Here is a 22,733-nt window from a genome sequence, read left to right as displayed (position 1 = left end):
TTAGACAACCAAAACGACGACACATTATGAGAAAGTTAGTTCCATCTTGGGTAAGAGTACCCGTAGTATTCTTCATCATCTTCGGAGTTGTAGAATTCTTTATAGACTCAGGCGAAAAACCAGCCTTTATAGAATATCCGGTAGTATTACTATTTCTCTTTTTGGTCCTCTTAATTTTAATAGCAATCGAAGCTATTGTAGGAGCACTTGAAAATGTGATGCTTCATAAACTGGATGAAGAAGCTAAAGCACGCTTTTTAGCAGAAAAAGAAACATCATATCAATTCACCTGGCTGAAAAATATTTATAAAAAACTTTTAGGTCAAAAACCTATTGAAGAAGAAGGTGACATTATTTTAGATCATAATTACGATGGCATAAAAGAGCTTGATAACAGCTTACCACCATGGTGGTTATATGGGTTTTATATTACCATTGTATTTGCCGCTGTTTATTTACTCAGATATCATGTATTTGATGGACAGGGGCAGTTTGATGAACTGGAAACGGAATTGGCAGAAGCCCGGGAAGCAATTGAAGAATACAAGAAAACAGCTAAAGATCTGGTTGATATTAACACTGTGACATTATTGACTGATGCTGCAGATTTAAGTGCCGGTAAAGCCATTTTTGACACTAACTGTATAGCTTGTCATATGGCTGACGGCGGTGGCGGTATTGGGCCTAACTTAACAGACCAGCATTGGATCTTAGGAGGCGGGATTAAAAATGTATTTAAAACCGTTTCTGAAGGGGGCCGTTCCGGTAAAGGTATGATTGCCTGGAAAACCCAATTAAAACCTGCACAAATAGCACAGGTATCCAGTTATCTGTTAAGCTTACAAGGTACTACACCGGCGAATCCTAAAGCACCTGAGGGTGATATTTGGGTAGATGAAAATGCAGAAGGTGAAACAGTTGTAGAAACACCGGCCGAAACGCCAGCAGATTCTACACAAACAAACTAAAATTGAGACCAGACCTGCCAGGTTTTATAACCGGCAGGTCTAAAAAATAAAGTTTTGGAAACCCCGGAGAACGAAATATTTAGAGATTCGATTAGCACGGTAACAGAAGAAGGAAAACGTGCCTGGGTGTATCCAAAAAAACCGAGTGGTAGGTATTACGACAAGAGAAAGCTTGTTAGTTACGGCTTGTTGGTGTTTTTACTGGCATCGCCCTTTATAAAAATAAACGGCAATCAGTTTTTAATGTTCAACGTACTAGAGCGTCGTTTCAACATTTTCGGATTTCCGTTTTGGCCACAAGACTTTCATCTGTTTGTAATCTCCATGATCATTGGAGTGGTCTTTATAACACTGTTTACAGTGGCATTTGGACGTATCTTCTGTGGTTGGATTTGTCCGCAAACCATTTTTATGGAAATGGTTTTCAGACGTATTGAATACTGGATTGAAGGTGACAGGGGCAAACAAATGCGCCTTAGCAGGCAACCCTGGAATGCTGAAAAGATTAGAAAAAAAGGCTTAAAGCTTTCTATATTTTTAATCATTTCATTTTTAATCGCTAATGTATTCTTAGCCTATTTGATTGGTGGAGATCAATTAATACAGTATGTAATTGATGGTCCGTTAAGCCATATGGGTACGCTCATACCTTTAGTGATTTTTACAGCAGTGTTCTATTTCGTATTTGCATGGTTTAGAGAACAGGTTTGTGTCATTGCTTGTCCTTACGGAAGATTGCAGGGCGTGCTTTTAGATACCAAATCGGTGGTTGTTGCCTATGACTATAAACGTGGGGAAGGGCCAAACGGCAGAAAGAAGTTTAGAAAAAATGAAGACCGACAAGCCCTTGGACATGGTGATTGTATAGATTGTTTGCAATGTGTACATGTTTGCCCTACAGGCATTGATATTAGAAACGGAACACAACTGGAATGTGTTAACTGTACCGCCTGTATTGATGAGTGTGATCACATTATGGAAAGCATCAATCTACCCAAAGGATTGATACGCTATGCCAGTGAAGAAAACATAAAAAACAAAGTGCCGTTCAGGCTTAGCGCCAGAATGAAAGGTTACATAGCTGTGCTGACCATTTTGATTGGTATTTTGACAGGTATGTTGTTTTTAAGGAATGATGTAGAGGCCAATGTTTTAAGATTACCGGGACAGCTTTATGAGCATAAAGAGAACAACATCATTAGTAATGTGTTTACCTATAAACTGGTAAACAAAACAACTAAAGATATTGAAAATGTAACGCTAAAGTTAATGTCACATAAAGGGACTTTAAAACGGGTTGCAACCAGCGATAGTTTTACTGTACCAAACCAGGGAATAGCCGAAGGCACCTTGTTTATTGAAATAAATAATTCGGCATTAACAGGCGATAGAAACAAAATTAAAATTGGCGTTTACGTCAATGATAAATTAATAGAAACTTGTACGGCCAACTTTTTAGGCCCTAGAAGTTATAAATAAATATTTTGGTTGGTGGCTGCAAGGTTATTGGTTGTTTTGGATTTTTAAAATGCAGTCAATAACCACAGCAGCCATAAAAAAGAAAAGGTATTAATTAAAGCAAGATGAAATTAAATTGGGGAACAGGAATAGTTTTAGCATTTATAGGGTTTATTGCCTTTATAATGTACTTTATTGTAACGATGAATATCAACGATGCATATGACCATGACTTGGTCTCCGAAGATTATTATGCTGACGAGTTAGCATATCAAAAGGATATTGATAAGCTCAAAAATGCTAAAGCATTAAGTGAAAATATTACTTATAAAAAGACTAAGGACGGGTTAACAATTATGTTCCCGGGCAATATAGATTATAAAAAAATTACAGGAAAATTGTTCCTATATAGGCCATCTAACAAACAACTAGATTTTGAAACTACCATTTCATTATCTAATCCACATTTGCTCATACCTGACTCCCGTTTGGTAGATGGCCGTTGGAACATTAAAGTGGATTGGCAATATAATGGAAATTCTTATTTATTTAAAGAATCTATAGATTATTAGTTTGTCAATTTATTTTGGTGAATAAAAAAATATTGAAAAATTGTTCCTAAACGTACCATCTGGCAAACATCTAGATTTTGAAAATACCACTTCATTATCTAATCCACATTTGCTCATACCTGACTCCCGTTTGCTAGATGGTAACTGGAACATTAAAGTGAATTGGCAATATAATAGAAATGCTTATTTAAGGAATCTATAAATTTTTAATTATGCTTGTTTCTGCATTTGTTTTAGGTATATTAGGTAGCTTTCACTGCATGGGCATGTGCGGTCCCATCGCTTTTATGCTGCCTGTGGACAGAACAAGTGCTTTTAAAAAAGTATCTCAAATTACCCTTTACCATATTGGCAGAGTTCTAGCTTATAGCCTTATAGGATTGGTTTTTGGACTGATAGGAAAGAGTCTTTATTTGTTTGGATTTCAACAACAATTATCAATTATCATTGGGGTTCTAATGATTGCTTTTGCTTTAATTCCACAACAAAAACTAAATAAGTATAATATTTCCAAACCTATTTATAAACTGATTTCGAAAGTTAAATCGGCATTAGGTCAGGCTTTAAAAAGAAAATCTGCCGATACCTTTTTGACCATTGGTTTTTTAAACGGTTTTTTACCTTGCGGATTGGTTTATATGGCTGTTTTTGGTGCCATTACCGGAGGTAATGCGCTTCAAGGCAGTTTATATATGGCCCTGTTTGGTATAGGTACCATACCCTTAATGACTACGGCTATTTATGCAAGTCATTTTTTAAAAGGTGTTGCCAGGCAAAGAATCCAAAAAGCCATTCCTGTTTTTGTAGTCATTATAGGAGCGCTATTTATTATAAGAGGCCTTGGCCTTGGTATTCCTTACCTGTCCCCAGCTCCGGTTTATGATATGGTGAACAGTGCTGTTGATTGCCATTAAACGGCTTTTCTAACCTGAAAACTATTTCTTTTTAGCTTATTCAAAGGCTAAGCACCAAGAATATAGCTTACTGATTTTTAATCTATTAAATACGAAAAATAGTCCGTTCATAAGATTTTATTATGATTCCCATTAATAAAATCAATAGTCTTATTCTCTAAATTAATAGTATTACTATTATATTTGCGTTCAAATAAATTAAAAATGGATAGATTACTTTCAAATTTAAAGATCACTGTCCCGGAAAAGATCTATGTAAAAGATCCGGAATCATCTGATTTGGGTAAGCGTATAGTAGAACATAGTATTACCCTAATTGATGAGATAGGCTTTGAGGCTTTCACTTTTAAAAAATTAGGTGTTTTAATAGGTTCTAACGAGAGTTCTATTTACAGATACTTTGAAAGCAAACATAAGCTGCTTCTCTACTTATCTTCATGGTATTGGGCATGGATTGAGTATCAATTGGTTTTTGAGACCCACAGTTTAAACCCTACCGAAAAACTTAAAAAAGCCATTGAAATAGTGGCAAGAAGTACTAAAGAAGACACCAACTTTTCACACATTGATGAGGTGATCCTAAACAGAATAATTGTTAATGAGAACTCTAAATCCTTTTTAACCAAAGAAGTAGATCAGGAAAACAAGGATGGCTATTTTGTTATTTACAAACGCATTGTTCACAGGTTACGCGATATGATAAAAGATATCAATCCGGACTATGCGTTTCCGTCCAGTCTGGCCAGTACAATTATTGAGGGCAGTTTACACCAGCATTTTCTGAAGGATCATTTTAAATCCATTACTGATTGTAAAACCGGCGTAACTCCTATAGACTTTTACCAAAACCTGGTGTTTAACACTTTGAAATCTTAACTATGACTAAAAAACAAATGACCCCATGGCTTCGTTTAATTGGCTTACTGGAATTAGAAAAAAGAGATATTCTTCAAATATTCTATTATGCCATATTTGCCGGTGTTGTAGCTTTATCGTTACCACTGGGTATTCAAGCAATAATCAACCTGATCCAGGGTGCACAAGTCTCTACCTCCTGGATAATTTTGGTAATCCTGGTAACCCTGGGAGTTGCTTTTTCAGGAAGTTTGCAATTGATGCAACTAAGGATTATTGAAACCATACAGCAACGCATTTTTATGCGCTCCTCTTTTGAGTTAGCCTACAGGTTTCCAAAAATAAAAATGGCCGAATTGCGTAATTACTATCCGCCGGAGCTGGCCAATCGTTTTTTTGATACTCTGACGATTCAAAAAAGTTTGTCAAAAATATTAATCGATGTGCCTACGGCAGTTTTACAAATTCTGTTTGCTTTGATCTTACTGTCTTTTTACCATCCGTTTTTCATTGTTTTTGGCTTCCTTTTATTAATACTTGTTTTGGCCGTCTTTAAGTTTACAGCTAGAAAAGGCCTTGAAACCAGTTTAAATGAGTCTAAAAACAAGTATAAGGTAGCCCATTGGATTCAGGAAATAGCTCGTTCCGTCATCAGTTTTAAGTTGTCAGGGAACACCAATCTAAGTACAAATAAAAATGATGATCTGGTAAGTGGTTATTTAAAAGCAAGAGAAAGTCATTTTAAGGTCCTGATGCTTCAATTCATTCAAATGATAAGCTTTAAAGTGATAGTAACAGCCAGCTTATTATTAATTGGAGGGGCTTTGGTTCTAAACCAGGAGATGAACATTGGTCAATTTGTAGCAGCCGAAATTATAATAATATTGGTCATTGCCTCTGTTGAGAAACTCATACTTGGACTGGAATCTTTTTATGACACCTTAACCTCTTTAGAAAAAATTGGGCAAATAGTTGACAAAAATTTAGAAAACCAGGAAGGAGAAACCCCTCCCTATAAGAATGGGATACACATTGAATTAGAAGACGTTTCCTATGAAGTTTCAAATAGGGACAAACACATTTTAAAACATATTTCTCTGGAGTTAAACTCAAAAAGCAGGATCCTGGTTAAAGGAGAAAGTGGTTCCGGTAAGTCCACTTTACTACGCCTGATCTCCGGTGTTATAGAAGCCACTTCGGGAAATATATATGTGAATGATATGTCTATTAAAAGCCTGAAATTAAATTATTACAGGTCCCAACTGGGGTTATCTCTTTCTGATGAATCACCATTTGAAGGTTCTATTAGAGAAAACTTGTCTTTTGGAAACCAAGACATTACAGATGACAACATTTATAAAGTCTTAGAGATTGTAGGTTTAAAAAACTATGTAAAAGAACTGCCGAACGGCTTAAATACCATTTTATATCCGGACGGCAAACAGTTATCATATACCTTATCGAAAAAAATTGTCCTGGCCAGAGCTATTTTAAAAGCGCCAAAAATCTTAATACTGGAAGATGCCTTAGACAGGTTTAATGAAACCGAGACAAAATCCATTATAGAGTTTTTAACCCACAAAGACAGGCCCTGGGGGCTTATAGTAGTAAGCAGCAGCAGTGCATGGATTGACCGATGCACTGAAATAATAACCTTAGAAAAAGGTAAAATAAAAAATTAGGAAGCTATGCTAAACATATCTCATAATCAGCTAAATAAAAAAGTGGATTTAAGTCAATTTAAATCCGGTAAGAATATCATGAACAAAAGTTACTATAAGTACTTTAACAGGTTCTTACTGGCAGCAGCTGTTATACTTTTAATCGTATTGTTTTTACCCTGGACCCAAAATATTACCGGGCAGGGCATAGTTACTACTTTAAAGCCAAATCAGCGCCCACAGACGATACAATCCCAAATTCCGGGACGTATTGAAGAGTGGTTTGTTCAGGAAGGGGATTTTGTAAAAGCCGGCGATACCATTTTAAGAATCTCTGAAATAAAGAGCGATTATTTTGATGACAAATTGGTAGAGCGTACCAATGAACAAATACAGGCTAAATCATCCTCAGTAGTAGCATACAGTGGTAAAGTGGAAGCCTTAAAGCGTCAAATTACGGCCTTAGAGAATGAAAGACGTTTAAAATTAAAGCAGACAGAGAATAAACTGCTACAGGCACGATTAAAAGTGCAAAGCGATAGCATTGACTTAGAAGCCGCTAAAACCAATTTAAAAATTGCGGAAACACAGTTTAACCGTGAAAAAACCCTGCAAGACGAAGGTTTAAAAGCTGTTAAAGATGTGGAATTAAAGCGCATAAAGCTTCGGGAAACTCAGGCCAAATTCATATCACAGGAGAATAAATATTTGGCCAGCCAAAATGAAGTTATCAATGCTGAAATTGAGTTATCCCGTACGAAAGCATCTTACGCGGACAAAATATCGAAAGCACAAAGCGATATGTATACTGCGCAATCCAGTCAGTTAGATACAAAGGCCCAGGTTACAAAACTGGAAAACACCTATGCCAATTATAAAAAGCGTAACAGTTTACTTTATGTTACAGCGCCTCAAAGCGGATTCATCAATAAAGCATTAACAGGTGGTATTGGAGTCACTTTCAAAGAAGGTCAGGAATTGGTAGGCGTTATGCCGGCCTCATACGATTTAGCGGTAGAAACCTTTGTAAGACCAATAGATTTACCATTGCTTCATATAGGTGAAAAAGTACGTGTTCAATTTGACGGTTGGCCCGCGATTGTATTTAGTGGGTGGCCCAATGTATCCTATGGAACTTATGGCGCAAAAGTAGTTGCTATTGAACGTTTTATAAGTGACAACGGAAAATACAGGATCTTATTGGCACCGGATGAAACAGACCATGAGTGGCCGGAAGCTATCAGAGTGGGTTCCGGAGCAAAAACCATTGCATTATTAGAAGATGTTCCTATCTGGTTTGAATTATGGAGACAAATAAACAGTTTCCCTCCGAATTATTATGAGCCGCAAACCAATAAAACAGCTTCAAAAAGTAAAAAATGAGACTACTTATATTAATCATATTGTTTTTTATAAGCAACACTTATGCCCAAAATGTTTCTTCCGTACTAACCCTGGAAGAATATTTGGGGTATGTAAAATCTTTTCACCCTATTGTTAAACAGGCTAACTTGATAATAAACGAAAGTGAAGCTAAGTTAATGAAGGCCCGTGGCGCATTCGATCCGAAATTAGAGGTGGATTATGATCGAAAAAAGTTCAAGGGTACCGAATATTACGACAGGTTAAATGCTTCATTCAAAATTCCGGTGTGGTTTGGAGTTGAGTTCAAAGGTAATCTGGAAGAGAATACGGGTGACTTTTTAAACCCCGAAGCCAATGTCCCTATTGACGGATTGTATAGTGCCGGAGTTTCTGTGCCCTTAGCAAAAGGCTTGTTAACAAACAAGCGTATGGCAACACTCCGGCAATCCAGGCTATATGTAAAACAGGCAAAAGCAGACAGGCAATTGCTTGTAAATGACATACTTTATGAGGCCACCAAAACCTATTTTAATTGGTTAAGACAATACAATGAAAAAAATGTTTATGAAAATTTCTTAGAAAATGCCGAAATACGTTTTAACGGCATTAAAAAGAGTTATGAAGTTGGGGACAAACCGGCTATTGATACTTTGGAAGCCAGAATAACACTTAACAGTAGAAAGCTAAACCTGGAAAAGGCCAGGATTAAGTTTATTAAATCCTCATTGGAATTATCTAATTTTCTCTGGTTAAATGATAATACCCCGGTTGAAATTAAGGATACTATTGTTCCTGATGAAGATACCTTTGAGCTCATTGACGTCGTTTTAAACACCTCTGGTTTGGACATTGAAACTTTTAATATGGAGAGCCATCCAAAACTCAGGTCCCTGGATTATAAAATACAAAGTCTGTCAATTGAAAAAAGACTTATGCGCAATAATCTGTTACCACAAATTGACCTGCAATACAATTTCCTGTCACAAACACCTGAAATAGCCAGATCCTTTAGTACATCAGCCTACAAAAGCGGTTTAAACATACGTTTCCCCTTATTCCTAAGAAAAGAACGTGGTGATTTAAAATTAGCACAAATAAAGCTTCAGGATACTAAATTTGATTTACAAAACACCAGGCTAAGCTTAAAAAATAAAATTGATGCCATAAGCCAGGAACTGGAGTCTTATATGTTGCAAAATGATTTTACTTTAACGATAGTGGAAGATTATTCAAAACTATTATCTGCCGAAGAACGCAAATTTTTTCTTGGAGAAAGTTCATTGTTCCTGGTAAACTCGAGAGAATCAAAACTTATAGACTCCAAATTAAAAGCCATAGAAATTGAAAATGACCTTTTAAATACCAAAGCTAATTTATTTAATATCCTGGCACTGTCTGATGTTCCTTTAAACTAGAACCCAAAGGCAAAGGCACCTGTTACCGGTGCCTGTTACCAATAAATTGCTATTAATATTTTCCTGCAAACGGGTAAAAGTGGTCTTTCATAATGCCAACAAAACCACCATCTATTTTATCTGATTGCATGGCATTAGGGTTTGTATAAGCCCTCAGTATCTCAGCCCCTGCACCTTCCCAGGTAAACGGAATGGCTCCTGCCTGTACCATTCTTTCTATGGCCCTGTTATGAGCATCTGTAGTAGCATCGCCCATAACATCGGTTAAAATATAAACTTCATACCCGGCTTTAATAGCATCTAAAGCTGTATATGTTGGACAACCGGACGTCCATAAGCCCGTAATGATCAATTTTTGACGACCGGTTTTTTCCACAGCATTAATAACCTCCCTGTTTTGCCAGGCGTTTAATGAAATTCGATCAATATTGTTTACATCTTTCATATACTTTTTAAACTCCGGAAGCATGGGCTTATTAGCACCTAAACCAACCCCTATAGTAGATTCAATTATTGGAATATTAAATACCTGAGCGGTTTTGATCATGGCTTGCGTATTATTGATCAGAACATCTCTTTCCATATTTCTAACCATCCCCAGCATTTCTTCCTGAAAGTCGATAACCAACAACACGGTGTTTTCCGAGGTTAATAGATTATCAAACTTTGGATCTTTGGGAATAAAACTGTCTCCCGGGTTTTGGGCGTAAATGCTTAATGCGAAAAAAGTAGTCAATAATGTCATTGCGATGGATGTCACTTTCTTTTGTGTTTTCATTGTTTTTGTTTTTAAAATTTATATTGATTTATTTTGTTTCTCTGGCAGTTTCCAGGGCCCTAGCTAAAAAGTTTATGGACTCAGACTCATAAGGTGTTTCAACCATTTTTACATCGTTGCCCTGAAGTTCCATTATCAAATCCTTATATTCGGCAAGTGTCCAACCAAGCGTACTGGAATTTGAACCGGGAATGGGCAATTTTGCCTCACTGTACCTGCAAGCCCCGGGAGCAAAATAAACTACCGACCATTGACGTGATTTTAACTTTTCTAAAAAGTCGATATCATTTGTTACCGGAACATATTCCGGGTTTCCAATTAATGGAGGAATAGCTTTCGAAGCCTTAAGAGACAAGTATGGATCACACCCTCGTGCCAAAATGCTTTTTTTAGCATTCCGATCAGAAGTGGGCTTATCTCCAGTGATGTTTTTTAACGATGGTATTTTAAATGTTTTCATGTTTTCGTTTTATTTAAATGAATAATTAAGGCCAAAGATTAACTTGCCGTTGGCCTTTGAAGTAACTGATGGGTTATTGTTGGTATACACTAAATTATAAGTGAGGTCAAACCCAAAGTTGTTGATCAGCTTGAACAGGAAAATGATCCTGCTGTTAAAGCTACTGTATGCTGTATCTTTTAAGGATAGATAGGCCTGAGCGTCTAATAGAATTTCCAAGGATTCTTTCACAATCGGAAATTTTAATTTTACATAGGAGCCAAGACTGGTTCCCTTATGCTTTGAAACATCTTGATATTTTATATTCAGATGTCCGATGAAAAGATTGGTTTGTATGTAACTCCGATGATTTTTTGGCATAAGATTTACCCCAAAGCCTAATCCACCAATCAAAGAATTATCTATGGCATAGGCCTGAGAATAACCATAATGAATCATTACAATGGGAAACAGGGTGTTATGTACTTGATATTGATAGATCCCATAGGTCCAAAAGTCATTTATTAAACTGCCCTGATTTACTTTTAAAAACTCATAATTTCCCTGAAACTCCAACTGATTATTGTTCTTTTTAAAAGTCAACCCTGCATTGGGGTTAATAACAAACTGGGCTAAATTCCCTGTTTGCCATTTACCTCTAACACCTACTCTGGCCTCCACTTTTAGGCTATCTGTTTGCCCTAATAAGCAAAATGGTACTAATGCCAGAATTGATATGATAATCATTTTTTTCATTACACATACATTATTTGTATATACAAATATTTATTCAAAAAAATAGTACTCAGCTTCCTTTCAGCTTTTTAATTAGTTGTCTGAGTGTTTCGGTTTCTTCATCCGTTAAATTATGCATCATCGGCTTATGAAAACTGTAAACTTTTTTATCTAAAACGGCTAAAAGTTCTTCGCCTTTTTTTGTAATTACAATATCCATTTTCCTTCTATCAACTTCAGATAAGGTTCTTTCTGCCAGCCCTTTATCCGTTAATTTATCCACAATTCTTGTTACATTGCTGGACTTTTGCACCATTTGGTCTAAAATCTCATTAACCGAAACAGGTTTACCGTCTGCAGCTTTAAGAACTCTCAACACATTATATTGTGGCTCGTAAATATTGTATTCCTTTAATTCTTTTGAAATGGAATCTGTTATCCAATGCCCCGTTCTGATAATTTCGAAAACAGTCTGAAAGTAATTTTTCATACAACCACATTATTTGTATGTACAAATATATAAAATTATTTTTAAGTCACTTTACTTTAAAAGCAAACAGTTTAGGTAAACAAATTTACACCTCCCTTAATCCCTCCTAGAAAGGAGGGGAATAAGGGGTGTGTTTTAAATTTAATTTTTTTTATCCCAGAAGACTCCGCGTGACACCACATAGCAATAAACCAGAGATCGCCCTTTTCAGCGGGATTCCTGCTTGCCAGCAGGCAAGAGTTCAACTAACTATTTTAAATGCGTGTTTCGTTGCTTTTTAAAAACAGAGTTTCACTAAAAAAGAAAAGCGCCAAATCTAATGAATAATAGATCCGACGCCCTTCCCGAAATTAATTAACCAAGTTTTAAATATTTTATATTTTAAATGTCATCACCGGTAATGTGGAATGGTTGGCAACATCTTCTCCAATACTACCCTGGAAGAAATGTGCCAGGCCTTTTCTACCATGTGTAGGCACTACAATCAAGTCCGCACCTAATTTATTGGCACTATTTAATATACCATCTTCTACAGTGTAATCCGCCACATAATGAACATCATTCATTTTATCTAAATTCCGTTCGGCTTTCGTAAAGAAATTAACAACATCTCTTTCTATTTCATCCGAACTTTTAAATCTGTCATTCGGCAGGTTTACATTAACCAGATACATTTTAGAGTCCATTTTACTGAACATGCTTGAAGCTTTCAGATAAGACTCAATGGAATCTTCGGTAAAATCGCAAGCAAATACCACGATCTCAAACTTAACTTTGGCAATATCGTTTTTAATAACCAATACCGGTATTTCGGCATTACGGACCACACGTTCCGTATTGGATCCAACAAAAAATTCTTTGGCACCACTTACACCGTGTGAGCCCATAACTATAAGATCTGCTTCGTATTTTTTAGCAACTTCATTAACTTCACTAAACACTTTAAAGTGTTTAACAATAGGGGTCACCTTGATGCCTTCTAAATAATCTTTCTCCAAAAAGCCTTCAAACTTCTGTTCGGCCAATTTTAAAAAGTAAATTACCTTTTGTGGCTCCTCACCCGCTCCCGTCAATATGATATCCGACATCTCCAGCATATGCAATGCCAGCAATTCCGCATCATTCTTTTTAGCTAATTCAGCAGCGGCTTTTAGGGCGTATTCCGAATGCTCTGAAAAATCAATAGGTACAATAATCTTTTTCATGGTTTCTAAATTTAGGTTCCCGTTTGCACTTCGACAAGCTCAGCGTGACACACGGGAATGACAATTTCAACAATTCCCTTGAAGCCAACTTCAAGGAAGTGCTTTGTCAGGTTAAACGGTCATTGAAAACAACTGTGTATCGGGTTGTCTTCGCTGTAATAATAGATCGAAAGCCATACAAATGTTTCTGACAAATGGCTGGCCTTTTTCAGTCACCTCAATACTATTGGAATTCCTATTGAGTAATCCGTCTGCTTCCATTTCTTTCAACCTTATTAAAGTCTCAGGAAGCTCATCAAAATAAAGATTATCCTGATGCCACTCGGTTTTAAAACCACACATTAAATTAAGAATATGCCTTCTGATGATAAGATCTTCTTCATTTAAAATATGGCCTCTGTAAACCGGTATGATATCTTGATTTAAAAGTTTGTAATAGTCTTCTATGCGTTTTACATTTTGGGAAAAACCGTACCAGCTATCACTAATGGATGATACCCCTAACCCGATCATAGCCTGGGTTTTAGAAGCCGTATAGCCCATAAAGTTCCTATGTAAGGCACCAGTTTCCATAGATCTGTAAAGCGCATCTGTTTTAAGGGCAAAATGATCCATGCCTATTTCGTGATAACCTACTTCTGCCAGTAATTCTTTTCCTAACTCGTATTGTGAACGTTTTAATGCTGCCGATGGTAAATCGGAATCGCTGAATCCACGTTGCCCGTTACCTTTTATCCAGGGCACATGGGCATAACTGTAAAATGCCAACCTATCCGGTAATAAGGTTTTGGTCTTTAAAATCGTTTCCCTTACATGGTCTAAATTCTGAAACGGCAAACCAAAAATAATATCATGTCCAACCGACGTATAACCTATTTCCCTGGCAAGTTCGGTGGCACGTTTTACATTTTCAAAAGGTTGCACTCTGTGAATCGCCTTTTGAACGGTTTCGTTATAATCCTGAACACCATAACTCACACGTCTGAAACCTAAATCGTATAACGTTTGTAGATGGGCTTTTGTGGTGTTATTGGGGTGGCCCTCAAAACTAAATTCATGATCTTCAGCCAAAACAGAATCTTTAAGAATACCGTTTATCAATACACTTAAATTTTCCGGACTGAAAAATGTTGGTGTACCGCCGCCCAGGTGCAATTCTTTGACAACCGGCTTTTCATTAAACAACTCCAAATACAGCTGCCATTCTTTTAAAACTGCACTTATATATGGTGATTCTACACTGTGTTGCTTTGTAATACGTTTGTTGCAACCGCAAAACGTACACAAGCTTTCGCAAAAAGGCAGGTGAATATAAAGGCTGATACCTTCTTCAGAATTACTTTCTTTAAAGGACCTTACTAAGGAATCTTTCCAGTATTCTAACGAAAACGTTCCATTATTCCAATAAGGAACCGTTGGATAACTCGTATAACGAGGCCCCGCAATATTATATTTATTTATTAACGCTCTTGACATACCTAACAATTACAAAACAAAATTATAACCAATCCTCCTTTAAAAACATGATATATGTCATACCTTTATTTGTAATTCTGTTAATAATGATTAACTTCCCACCTCAATAAAAACAATCAAAAAAATGAAAGCCCATAACCTGCCCGTTCGGTCAGGCGGGTGGGCATTTAGTAAACAAATACCAGTATCCACCAAGTAAATCATATCTAATTATTGGTGGCTTATAAAACTTTTTAAACACATGAAACGAACATTAATAAATTTTAAACATTTTTTACAAAAGGGAATGTTTAAAATTTTTAATGTGAGAACGGAGTGGTTACATACGTTCTCAATTTTATAATTAATTTATTAACAGATAATTACTAAAATTTAAACGTATGAAAAAGATCAGTTTTTTATTAATAGCGTTAACAATAAGCATTGTTGCCTGCAAAAACGAAAAGAAAGACACTAAAACCACTGAAAAAGAAGTAGTTGAAACAGAAAAATTTGTCGTTAAACCTGAAGCAACCTCAGTTAAGTGGACCGCCTATAAAACTACCGATAAAGTAGGTGTTGGCGGTGAGTTTACAACCTCTAAGTTTGAAATTAAATCCGGATCATCTGCCCAAGAGGCTCTTAATGGTTTAAGTTTTTCCATCCCCATCAGTAGTTTATTTACCAATGACGCTACTAATACACGAGATGCTAAAATAAAAACATCTTTTTTTGGTGCTATGCTGGACACGGAGTTCATAAAAGGCACCATCAACTATACTAATGACAAATGCTCAGCTTCTCTGACCATGAATGGTGTTACGCATGATTTGCCTTTAAATGTCAGTATTGAAGAGGAAAGACGTGTTACCATGACCGGTGTTATGAATCTTAAAGACTGGAACGCTTTGGATGCCTTAGCTTCTTTAAATAAGGTATGCTTTGATTTACATAAGGGTGCTGACAATGTTAGTAAAACCTGGGAAGATGTGGCTATTGAAGTTAGTACTTACCTGAGAAAGAATTAAATGCTCTCGCCAAGGCGCAAACCTGCCTGCCGGCAGGCAGGGACGCAAAGGTATTGAGACACATAGTGGATACAGTGCTGCCTACTGAGACTGAAAACTGTGACTCAAAATATGTGCGAAAAGCAAAAATCCGAATTCGAAAAAGCTAAAAACTTTTAATGACTGCCCAGGACATACTTAAAAAGTTGGTTTCGTTTCCTGTATTAGGAGGTGAAAGCAATTTAGAGATCATTCATTGGATCAAAGAATACATTGAAAGCTTTGATGTTGTAACTACGCTGGTTCCCAACAAAGAAGGCAACAAAGCGTCGCTGCATTGCCGTATAGGCCCGGCAGTTGACGGCGGTGTCATTCTTTCCGGCCATACGGATGTGGTTCCTGTTAAAGGTCAGCCCTGGGATACGGACCCGTTTGAACTTGTAGACAAAGGTGATGGCAATTTATACGCCCGCGGTAGTTGTGATATGAAAGGCTTTTTAGCCTGTTGTCTGGCAGCCCTTCCCGATATGGTTAAAGCGCCCTTAAAAACACCCGTTTATTTTGCTTTTACATACGATGAAGAAATAGGCTGTTTAGCCGCACCATCGCTTATAGAGCATATTAAAAAAGCCTATGTTGAAACCCCCAAATACGCCATCATTGGCGAAGCCTCCATGTTGCAACCCATCATAGGCCAAAAAAGCATCCATATCATAGATATTACCGTTAATGGTTCGCAAGGCCATAGCAGTCGCATAAAACAAGAAGTGAGTGCCGTTCATGAAGCAGCAAGAATTGTATTGTGGGCAGAACAAAAAATGAACGCCCTTATTGACTCCGGTAGCATTGACGAACGTTTTAATCCGCCACATTCATCCCTGCATACCGGGATGATACATGGTGGTATAGCGCCTAATATCATTGCCAATAATGCCACACTTTCACTGGATATCAGATGTCTTCCGCAAGATGATGCCAACCAGTTATATCAGGACCTGCTGGACTACTGTAAATCCAGAGAAGAGGCACTCCGTTCTATTTTCTCAGGATTTAAAATAGAGGTCGTGGAAAACCATCCTATTGTACCGTCACTGAATACAAGTGAAGATTCCGATGCCATTGATCTTATTGGAAAAATAACAGGAAACTACAACTGGACAACGGTTTCTTATGCTTCTGAAGCCGGCCATTTTGCCAATGCCGGTTTTCAAAGTATTATTTGTGGCCCGGGCTCTATAAAACAGGCTCATAGGGCCAATGAATATATTTCTAAAGATCAGTTAAACAAAGGGGTGGACATGATGCTGGCTTTGGTTAAACATTTAGAAACTTCTATTTAATATCAGTTCTTTTTGGTATTCATAAATAAGATGTAATTTTATCGCAAACAACTTTTGTATGAACCCATCGGCTCAAGGTTGGATTAAAAAATTATTTCAGGAGATTTCTGAAAACACTGCTTTTTTAAGCATTAAGGAAACCGATTTCTACGATGCTTTAAGAGGCTGTGGGTTTATCTATGGAAACAATTTGGATGTAGTTCTAGCGGTTGTACCCAAAAGGGACCTCACCGAAGAAGAATTATCAAAGACCAATTTACTTTTAGCGCTATTTTATGCCCACCATCAATCGCAAACCAAAGTTCCTTTTGTTGATACCGCCATTAGTTTTTATACCCAAATAAATGAACTGAAAACCTCCTTTTTTCGGGAGCTCCTGGGTGGTAAAAAATCCAGTGAACAACTGGAGAAAATAATCCATAAACGTATTCAGATTGATGCTAATGTACTTACCAAAAATTTTAAGTACTTCATCATTAATGCGCTGTTGTACATTGATGTATTGGCTTATCAGGAATATCTGATAAAACAGTCCATTTCCATTGACTATCTAAAAAAACTGGAAGCCTCTATTGAAGCCATCATCTTAGACGTTTTAAATTCAAAATCAACCATTAACAAATACGATGAGAGTTTGATTAAACTGTTTGAATCGTCTTTGCGATATCACAATAGTAAACCTTTGGAATATCTGAAAGCCATAAGCTATATTAAAACCGATCAGGAAAAAAGCTATATCCTGGACCTGGCCTGTATGGCTACCTGGACCGATAAAAAAATTGATAAAAACGAACAACGATTTTTGATAAAACTTGGTACCGATTTAAGTATTTCCAAAGACAGAATTAAGGAATCTATTACTTCTGTAAATTTATTTTATTCGGTAAACAAGGATAATATAGCCCTTTTAAGTTCTAAAAATATTGTTCAGAGTTTTTACAATAACTCCAGCAAAATGGTTACCAAACTGATTTCCAGAAACCGAAAACGTTTGTACAGGGAATTAAAAGACAGTAAAGAACTTATGGTGCTGTTAACACAGTCTACCATGAGAGATCTAAATGACGAAGAACAAAAAAAGGTACAGGAACAGTTATTAGATATTTTTAAATCCATACCCAGTCTCGCTATTTTTATGCTCCCCGGCGGGGCGTTGTTACTACCTTTAGTGGTAAAATTTATTCCTAAATTATTGCCTTCGGCTTTTGATGAAAACAGAGTTGAAGAGTAGTTTTTACAAGGTGCAATGAAAACGGACATTCCTCAAATAAGCTTTAAATCATCAGTAGATGAAAATTTTGGTTTTGAAATAGTGCCTTTAAAAAGAATTGCTGCAAATAAAAAATCATTCAAAGTAAACCCTGAAAAACCACACCAATTAAAATTTTATAACCTCATCTTTATCACTCAAGGTGAAAGCAAACATTTTGTCGATTTTAAATGGTATCCCATTCAAAAAAACAGTTTGATCTATTTGACCAAAGATCAAATTAATGCGTTTTGTTTTACCGATACTATGGATGGCTTTTGCATCATTTTTACTGAAGCTTATTTTGCAAACAGCTTTTCCCATTTACCCGAAGACTTTGTTTTTAGGCTTTTTAATCCACAACTTTTTTCACCAATTCTACAAATACCCTTGGAGTCGGAATTCCATAACTATTTTAATTTACTATATGAAGAGTCCGTAAAAAAGGAAGGGTTCAATAAAGAAACTATTGTAAAGGCACTTTTTGTTATATTGATTTCAAAGGCTGAACAGTTAAAACAACATCAGACCTTTCATGTAAAAAACGTTTCTAAAATTAATCTCTTCCAAAAATTTGCCTCGTTACTGGAACGCAATTTTGCAAAAACCAGAAGTGCCGACACTTATGCTAAGGAATTGGCCATAACTTACAAACATTTAAACGCCGTTTGTAAAGCATTGGTAAACAAAACAGCCAAATCTGTTATTGATGATTATATCATTCTTCAGGCTAAAAGGAATTTAATTAATTCGGATATAAAAGTGAACGAACTAGCCTATAAATTAGGGTTTGAAGATCCAACTAATTTCAACAAGTACTTTAAAAAAAGTACGGGATTAACCCCTAAATCTTTCAAAAACAACTACAAATAATACCTAAGGTTCTATTTTAACCTTTTTTATTCCCTTTTTCATCTTTTCTCATATATCATTCTGACGCATCTTTGTACCAAATAAAAAACACAAAAATGAAACAAATTATAACAACAATTGCCTTGGCCTTAGTACTAAGTTCCTGCAATACATCAAAAAAAGAAAAAAACCCATTAAAAACTGAAGACATGGAAACCAAAACAGAATTAACAAACAAAGAAAAAGCTGCAGCCTTATTAGTAAGTCTTGAAACCGGTGACAAAACACCTGTTGGTTATATTAACCCGGAAAAATACATCCAGCACAACCTTGCTGTTGCCGATGGTTTAGAGGGTTTTGGGGCTGTTTTACAACACGCACCGGAAGGCGGATTTAAAGCTAAAATAGTACGTTCTTTTCAAGATGGCAACTATGCCTTTACGCATACCATTTATGACTTTTTTGGCCCTAAAGTAGGATTTGACATTTTTAGGTTTGAAGATGGTAAAATAGTTGAACATTGGGACAACCTATCTGCCATTATGCCAAATAACCCTAGTAACCATAGTCAAACCGATGGCACTACTGAAATTAAAGATTTAGATAAAACCGATGCCAATAAATCACTTGTAACTGATTTTATAAATACTGTTTTGGTAAAGGGTGAGTTTGATAAGTTGGGTAGTTATTTTAATGGCGATCAATACATACAACACAATGCTATGATTGGTGATGGTGTTTCCGGTTTAGGTAAAGCACTTGAAGACATGGCTAAAAATGGTATTACCATGGTATATGATAAAAACCATATTGTTTTGGGTGAAGGGAATTTTGTACTTGCGGTTAGCGAAGGGAAATTTGCCGGAAAGCATACGTCTTTCTACGATTTATTTAGAATTGAGGATGGAAAAATAGCAGAACATTGGGATGTTATAGAAGCTATTTTAGATGAATCTGAATGGAAAAACACCAACGGAAAGTTCAACTTTTAGCAATAGGTAAACCTTCATTAATTCGTAATATAAAAGCAGTTTGAGTAATCCTTCAAGCTGCTTTTTTCTTTTGGTGAAAACCGAGTGGAGCAGTAGTATTTTTATCTTGTCTTTGTAAAAAATTTCGACTACCTTCGTTTAACATCAACTGGGGAATAGTATGAAAGAAAAAGAAATTCGGGAAATCCCGAGAAATCTTAAATCAGTTGTTCCAATTCAAGAAATTTCTAAGGTAGAAGATTGGTGGAATAAATTAAGCAAAGAAAACCAAATTGAATTAGAATCGGTTTATAAAGATGAACCGGAAAATCAAAATCAATTTGTTGCAATTCATCTTTGTGGTAAATTTGTTGAACAAGAAAAGACAAATAATCATGATGTTTTTTGGGTAAATCACTTCTATGAATATATTGTTAATCACGAAATAATAATAGATCAAAAACCAAAACTTTATGTTTGTTCTGCATACAAAGAAGCAGAAAATGCTATTAGAACAGGAATTATTAAAAAAGAGTTTTTATGCCCTGAATTAAATAAAAATTGTCAAATGAGAAAAATTCTGGATCTTGAAAATGGTGAAAAGTCATTACAATTTTTCATTAGGTTTAAACTAGAAAAAGAACATACAGACTACACCCAACACAGTTCATAAGAAAAACCGACACCAGCTTCATTATACACAAAGATGTTGGACAAAACCCAAATCACTATTCCAACCAGGCCCTAAAATCCTTAACCCGCTCCCGGGCTACAATAACGTCCTGTTCATTATAAGAGTGCAGTTTAATTTGTAAACGCGAATTGGTGTAGCTTACCATATCTTTTATGGCATTGATATTTACAAAGAATTTACGGTTGATACGGAAAAAGGTATGAGGTTCCAGTTCGTCTTCCAACTGTTCCAGGGTTTTATCCATCAAATAGTTTCTGCCTTCGCTGGTATGCAAATACGTTCCTTTGTTCTCGGAATAAAAGCATTCTATGTCGTCAACATTTATGAGCTTTAAATGTTGCCCCACCTTTACTGAAAAACGCTTTTTGTAGTCCCGGTCCAACGGATTTACCAAGAGCTTTTTAATATCTGAAAAGTCCAAGGTAACCGCTTGTTTTTCCGGTGCATTCTCCTGGTACTGCTTCACCGCATTTTTTAATTCTTCGGAATCAATAGGCTTTAGTAAATAATCTATACTATTTAATTTGAATGCCTGTAAGGCGTACTCATCGTAAGCCGTGGTAAAAATAATAGCTGATTTTATTTTGATAGCTTCAAAAATCTCAAATGACAAGCCGTCACTTAACTGGATGTCTAAAAAGATCAGGTCCGGATGTTGGTTTTCCCGGAACCAGGCTATAGACTCCTCAACCGAGTGTAACATGGTTTCGGCTTCAATCCCCAATTTATCAAGCATACGCTGTAAGCGTCTTGCCGATGGTTTTTCGTCTTCTATGATTAGTACTTTCATTTTTATATTTTGCGTTAGCTATTGTATCATTAGAGCTTTGAGAGCACTTCGACTGCGCTCAGTGTGACATCTAAAATGTCTAAAAGAGACGTATTTATTCCCAAAGGGTTGTTTCTTCTTCTTGTTTTTCCAAATACGCTTTCATTTTTTTGTCCTCCCAGCTTTTCTTAAAGAAGGTCTTGCCTTTAAGTGCCCACCTTCTGTGTAAGATGATAAGAATGGTCCAAACTACAATGATTATGGAGTTAAATAACATGAAAAAATCTGCATATTTATTGTTTTCATCCAAATAGTAAAAATTAATACTAAGAAGGATTAGCACCACGATATACAGCGCTAAATGGTAATAGAACATCTTTATATGTCTAACTCTGTCTTTGGCTTTAAAATAGCCTTTATTTTTACCTTGCTCCATGATTATTCATATTTTTGCCTTCTGTCCTCTTCTTCCATAAATTCCCGGATCTTTCGGTCCTCCCAGGATTTGCTAAAGAACAGGTTTTTACCAAACACTCCTATGGCGTGAAACCCCAATCCTATACCCCAAAATAACGGCGTTGCCAGGGTACCAAAATGCCAGACATTCCAATTGGATCCCCTTCCAATCATAATAAAAATGAATATGTTTACCGCCACATACCAGAAGGCATGCCAGTAAAACCCCTTAAGTTCTTTCAGCCTTTTTTGAGCTCTTAAATAAGCATCTTCTTTTCTGAGTGGCTCTGATTTATAATTTTGTTCTAATCGCCTCATAATCTTGACATTTAATTCCAAAGATCCGTTTGTTCTTCCTTGCGCATAAATTCTTTGATCTTGCGCTGTTCCCAACCCTTTCCGAAGACTACATTTCTGCCAAAGATCACTATGGCATGAAAGCCTAAACCAATACCCCAGAAAAAGGCTGTAGCATAAGTATACCAGGCCGTAAAAGATATGTTGGTAACAAAATACAGTACAGAAAGAATAAATACGTTAACAACAATATAAACTACGGCATGCCAACAAAAACCCATTAGATTTTCTACCTTCTTTTTAGAATGAAAATAAGCCTCTCTTTTAGAAAAATCGCCTTCATAGTGTTCCAGCCCCAGTTGATTATTAGTTGTCTTAAAATTGGCTGTTTCCTCCTCTAAAAACTCCTGTAATTTCTTTTCTTTCCATCGTCTGAAAGACGGGGTGTTTTCACTGTATACTGCAAAACCATGAAATGTAATACCTATACCCCAGGCCATCCAAACGGCAAATGTTGAAAAATCAAAGAAAGCCTCGGAAAACGATTCTCCGCCTCTGATGTTAAACGCAATTTTTATAGAAGATATAAAGATATTTACTAAAACGTATACAACAAGATGTGTATAAAAGGCTTTTATATCATCTACCCGCTTTTTGGCGCCAATATATTTTTCTTCTTTATTAAAATCTTTCATCTGTTTAAATTTTATTGTTCTACATAGGTCAGATGTAATTCGCCATTAAACATTTTGGTGGGTATTCCGTTTAGTTATTATGGCTCATTTCAT

The 22,733-nt window shown here is 36.2% G+C and carries 24 protein-coding genes; 14 read left to right on the top strand and 10 right to left on the bottom strand.

All coding sequences use genetic code 11. The features are described 5' to 3' along the window. Positions 1 to 26 precede the first annotated feature (26 nt). The 8 genes from Q0983_RS09040 to Q0983_RS09000 all read left to right on the top strand — a co-directional run bounded on the left by Q0983_RS09040 (position 27) and on the right by Q0983_RS09000 (position 9,208). Complete coding sequence (locus Q0983_RS09040; RefSeq protein WP_299551659.1) at positions 27 to 968, top strand: cbb3-type cytochrome c oxidase N-terminal domain-containing protein; 942 nt, start codon at positions 27 to 29, stop codon at positions 966 to 968. A gap of 54 nt (positions 969 to 1,022) precedes the next feature. Continuing rightward, positions 1,023 to 2,447: a cytochrome c oxidase accessory protein CcoG gene (ccoG, locus tag Q0983_RS09035; protein ID WP_299551656.1), complete on the top strand. Its 1,425-nt coding sequence runs from the start codon at positions 1,023 to 1,025 to the stop codon at positions 2,445 to 2,447. A 104-nt stretch (positions 2,448 to 2,551) separates the two neighbouring features. After that, positions 2,552 to 2,998: a FixH family protein gene (locus tag Q0983_RS09030; RefSeq protein WP_299551653.1), complete on the top strand. Its 447-nt coding sequence runs from the start codon at positions 2,552 to 2,554 to the stop codon at positions 2,996 to 2,998. Positions 2,999 to 3,210: 212 nt separating this feature from the next. Then, the gene (locus Q0983_RS09020) at positions 3,211 to 3,912 is read left to right on the top strand and encodes a sulfite exporter TauE/SafE family protein (protein WP_299551650.1); all 702 of its coding nucleotides are present in this window, start codon (positions 3,211 to 3,213) and stop codon (positions 3,910 to 3,912) included. 204 nt (positions 3,913 to 4,116) lie between these two features. Next, positions 4,117 to 4,788 carry a TetR/AcrR family transcriptional regulator gene (locus tag Q0983_RS09015; protein ID WP_299551647.1) on the top strand — a complete coding sequence of 224 codons (672 nt, stop codon included), beginning with the start codon at positions 4,117 to 4,119 and terminating at the stop codon, positions 4,786 to 4,788. A 2-nt stretch (positions 4,789 to 4,790) separates the two neighbouring features. Then, entirely contained in the window at positions 4,791 to 6,449 is a 1,659-nt protein-coding gene (locus Q0983_RS09010; RefSeq protein ID WP_299551644.1) for an ATP-binding cassette domain-containing protein, read from the top strand. 6 nt (positions 6,450 to 6,455) lie between these two features. Then, a complete protein-coding gene (locus Q0983_RS09005; protein ID WP_299551641.1) occupies positions 6,456 to 7,811 on the top strand; it encodes a biotin/lipoyl-binding protein in 1,356 nt (451 codons plus the stop codon). After that, positions 7,808 to 9,208, top strand: a complete 1,401-nt coding sequence (locus Q0983_RS09000; RefSeq protein WP_299551638.1) for a TolC family protein — start codon at positions 7,808 to 7,810, stop codon at positions 9,206 to 9,208. Before Q0983_RS09005 ends, Q0983_RS09000 begins: the two co-directional genes overlap by 4 nt. A 52-nt stretch (positions 9,209 to 9,260) precedes the next feature. Here Q0983_RS09000 and Q0983_RS08995 read toward each other — a convergent pair whose 3' ends face one another. The 6 genes from Q0983_RS08995 to hemN all read right to left on the bottom strand — a co-directional run bounded on the left by Q0983_RS08995 (position 9,261) and on the right by hemN (position 14,331). Further along, a complete protein-coding gene (locus Q0983_RS08995) occupies positions 9,261 to 9,986 on the bottom strand; it encodes an isochorismatase family protein (RefSeq protein WP_299551635.1) in 726 nt (241 codons plus the stop codon). 28 nt (positions 9,987 to 10,014) lie between these two features. After that, on the bottom strand, positions 10,015 to 10,446 hold the full coding sequence (locus Q0983_RS08990) for a hypothetical protein (RefSeq protein WP_299551632.1): 432 nt from the start codon (positions 10,444 to 10,446) through the stop codon (positions 10,015 to 10,017). A 9-nt stretch (positions 10,447 to 10,455) separates the two neighbouring features. Next, a complete protein-coding gene (locus Q0983_RS08985) occupies positions 10,456 to 11,172 on the bottom strand; it encodes a DUF481 domain-containing protein (RefSeq protein ID WP_299551628.1) in 717 nt (238 codons plus the stop codon). A 58-nt stretch (positions 11,173 to 11,230) separates the two neighbouring features. Then, the gene (locus tag Q0983_RS08980) at positions 11,231 to 11,650 is read right to left on the bottom strand and encodes a MarR family transcriptional regulator (protein WP_299551626.1); all 420 of its coding nucleotides are present in this window, start codon (positions 11,648 to 11,650) and stop codon (positions 11,231 to 11,233) included. A gap of 374 nt (positions 11,651 to 12,024) precedes the next feature. Continuing rightward, the gene (locus Q0983_RS08975; RefSeq protein WP_299551623.1) at positions 12,025 to 12,855 is read right to left on the bottom strand and encodes a universal stress protein; all 831 of its coding nucleotides are present in this window, start codon (positions 12,853 to 12,855) and stop codon (positions 12,025 to 12,027) included. A gap of 111 nt (positions 12,856 to 12,966) precedes the next feature. Next, the gene (gene hemN, locus Q0983_RS08970; RefSeq protein WP_299551620.1) at positions 12,967 to 14,331 is read right to left on the bottom strand and encodes an oxygen-independent coproporphyrinogen III oxidase; all 1,365 of its coding nucleotides are present in this window, start codon (positions 14,329 to 14,331) and stop codon (positions 12,967 to 12,969) included. Positions 14,332 to 14,711: 380 nt separating this feature from the next. Between hemN and Q0983_RS08965 the strand changes: the two genes are divergently transcribed. The 6 genes from Q0983_RS08965 (at position 14,712) to Q0983_RS08940 (ending at position 20,402) form a co-directional block, all read left to right on the top strand. Continuing rightward, a complete protein-coding gene (locus Q0983_RS08965) occupies positions 14,712 to 15,338 on the top strand; it encodes a YceI family protein (protein WP_299551617.1) in 627 nt (208 codons plus the stop codon). A 158-nt stretch (positions 15,339 to 15,496) separates the two neighbouring features. Continuing rightward, complete coding sequence (gene argE / locus Q0983_RS08960) at positions 15,497 to 16,657, top strand: acetylornithine deacetylase (RefSeq protein ID WP_299551614.1); 1,161 nt, start codon at positions 15,497 to 15,499, stop codon at positions 16,655 to 16,657. 58 nt (positions 16,658 to 16,715) lie between these two features. Then, positions 16,716 to 17,888, top strand: coding sequence for an LETM1-related biofilm-associated protein (locus tag Q0983_RS08955; protein ID WP_299551611.1), 1,173 nt, complete (start codon positions 16,716 to 16,718; stop codon positions 17,886 to 17,888). Positions 17,889 to 17,903: 15 nt separating this feature from the next. After that, a complete protein-coding gene (locus tag Q0983_RS08950; protein ID WP_299551608.1) occupies positions 17,904 to 18,779 on the top strand; it encodes a helix-turn-helix domain-containing protein in 876 nt (291 codons plus the stop codon). 95 nt (positions 18,780 to 18,874) lie between these two features. Further along, on the top strand, positions 18,875 to 19,750 hold the full coding sequence (locus tag Q0983_RS08945) for a nuclear transport factor 2 family protein (protein ID WP_299551605.1): 876 nt from the start codon (positions 18,875 to 18,877) through the stop codon (positions 19,748 to 19,750). 160 nt (positions 19,751 to 19,910) lie between these two features. Further along, on the top strand, positions 19,911 to 20,402 hold the full coding sequence (locus tag Q0983_RS08940; RefSeq protein ID WP_299551602.1) for a hypothetical protein: 492 nt from the start codon (positions 19,911 to 19,913) through the stop codon (positions 20,400 to 20,402). A 55-nt stretch (positions 20,403 to 20,457) separates the two neighbouring features. Here Q0983_RS08940 and Q0983_RS08935 read toward each other — a convergent pair whose 3' ends face one another. From Q0983_RS08935 to Q0983_RS08920, 4 genes are all read right to left on the bottom strand, one after another. After that, a complete protein-coding gene (locus Q0983_RS08935; protein ID WP_299551599.1) occupies positions 20,458 to 21,213 on the bottom strand; it encodes a LytTR family DNA-binding domain-containing protein in 756 nt (251 codons plus the stop codon). Positions 21,214 to 21,307: 94 nt separating this feature from the next. Beyond that, a complete protein-coding gene (locus tag Q0983_RS08930) occupies positions 21,308 to 21,628 on the bottom strand; it encodes a 2TM domain-containing protein (RefSeq protein ID WP_299551596.1) in 321 nt (106 codons plus the stop codon). Between the two features lie 2 nt (positions 21,629 to 21,630). Continuing rightward, positions 21,631 to 21,966 (bottom strand): 2TM domain-containing protein, encoded by a 336-nt coding sequence (locus Q0983_RS08925; RefSeq protein ID WP_299551593.1) that lies wholly within the window; start codon positions 21,964 to 21,966, stop codon positions 21,631 to 21,633. Positions 21,967 to 21,977: 11 nt separating this feature from the next. Further along, positions 21,978 to 22,640, bottom strand: coding sequence for a 2TM domain-containing protein (locus Q0983_RS08920; protein ID WP_299551590.1), 663 nt, complete (start codon positions 22,638 to 22,640; stop codon positions 21,978 to 21,980). Positions 22,641 to 22,733: the final 93 nt, after the last annotated feature.

The organism is Seonamhaeicola sp., from assembly GCF_028281565.1.
Lineage (GTDB): Bacteria > Bacteroidota > Bacteroidia > Flavobacteriales > Flavobacteriaceae > Seonamhaeicola.
Note: the sequence above shows the minus strand (reverse complement) of the source record. Positions and strands in the feature narration are given on the sequence as shown.

Coding starts and splice junctions, on each gene's coding strand:
- Q0983_RS09040 (WP_299551659.1), top strand. CDS start 27: ATGAGAAAGTTAGTTCCATCTTGGGTAAGAGTACCCGTAGTATTCTTC.
- Q0983_RS09030 (WP_299551653.1), top strand. CDS start 2,552: ATGAAATTAAATTGGGGAACAGGAATAGTTTTAGCATTTATAGGGTTT.
- Q0983_RS09020 (WP_299551650.1), top strand. CDS start 3,211: ATGCTTGTTTCTGCATTTGTTTTAGGTATATTAGGTAGCTTTCACTGC.
- Q0983_RS09015 (WP_299551647.1), top strand. CDS start 4,117: ATGGATAGATTACTTTCAAATTTAAAGATCACTGTCCCGGAAAAGATC.
- Q0983_RS09010 (WP_299551644.1), top strand. CDS start 4,791: ATGACTAAAAAACAAATGACCCCATGGCTTCGTTTAATTGGCTTACTG.
- Q0983_RS09005 (WP_299551641.1), top strand. CDS start 6,456: ATGCTAAACATATCTCATAATCAGCTAAATAAAAAAGTGGATTTAAGT.
- Q0983_RS09000 (WP_299551638.1), top strand. CDS start 7,808: ATGAGACTACTTATATTAATCATATTGTTTTTTATAAGCAACACTTAT.
- Q0983_RS08995 (WP_299551635.1), bottom strand. CDS start 9,986: ATGAAAACACAAAAGAAAGTGACATCCATCGCAATGACATTATTGACT.
- Q0983_RS08990 (WP_299551632.1), bottom strand. CDS start 10,446: ATGAAAACATTTAAAATACCATCGTTAAAAAACATCACTGGAGATAAG.
- Q0983_RS08985 (WP_299551628.1), bottom strand. CDS start 11,172: ATGATTATCATATCAATTCTGGCATTAGTACCATTTTGCTTATTAGGG.
- Q0983_RS08980 (WP_299551626.1), bottom strand. CDS start 11,650: ATGAAAAATTACTTTCAGACTGTTTTCGAAATTATCAGAACGGGGCAT.
- Q0983_RS08975 (WP_299551623.1), bottom strand. CDS start 12,855: ATGAAAAAGATTATTGTACCTATTGATTTTTCAGAGCATTCGGAATAC.
- hemN (WP_299551620.1), bottom strand. CDS start 14,331: ATGTCAAGAGCGTTAATAAATAAATATAATATTGCGGGGCCTCGTTAT.
- Q0983_RS08965 (WP_299551617.1), top strand. CDS start 14,712: ATGAAAAAGATCAGTTTTTTATTAATAGCGTTAACAATAAGCATTGTT.
- argE (WP_299551614.1), top strand. CDS start 15,497: ATGACTGCCCAGGACATACTTAAAAAGTTGGTTTCGTTTCCTGTATTA.
- Q0983_RS08955 (WP_299551611.1), top strand. CDS start 16,716: ATGAACCCATCGGCTCAAGGTTGGATTAAAAAATTATTTCAGGAGATT.
- Q0983_RS08950 (WP_299551608.1), top strand. CDS start 17,904: ATGAAAACGGACATTCCTCAAATAAGCTTTAAATCATCAGTAGATGAA.
- Q0983_RS08945 (WP_299551605.1), top strand. CDS start 18,875: ATGAAACAAATTATAACAACAATTGCCTTGGCCTTAGTACTAAGTTCC.
- Q0983_RS08940 (WP_299551602.1), top strand. CDS start 19,911: ATGAAAGAAAAAGAAATTCGGGAAATCCCGAGAAATCTTAAATCAGTT.
- Q0983_RS08935 (WP_299551599.1), bottom strand. CDS start 21,213: ATGAAAGTACTAATCATAGAAGACGAAAAACCATCGGCAAGACGCTTA.
- Q0983_RS08930 (WP_299551596.1), bottom strand. CDS start 21,628: ATGGAGCAAGGTAAAAATAAAGGCTATTTTAAAGCCAAAGACAGAGTT.
- Q0983_RS08925 (WP_299551593.1), bottom strand. CDS start 21,966: ATGAGGCGATTAGAACAAAATTATAAATCAGAGCCACTCAGAAAAGAA.
- Q0983_RS08920 (WP_299551590.1), bottom strand. CDS start 22,640: ATGAAAGATTTTAATAAAGAAGAAAAATATATTGGCGCCAAAAAGCGG.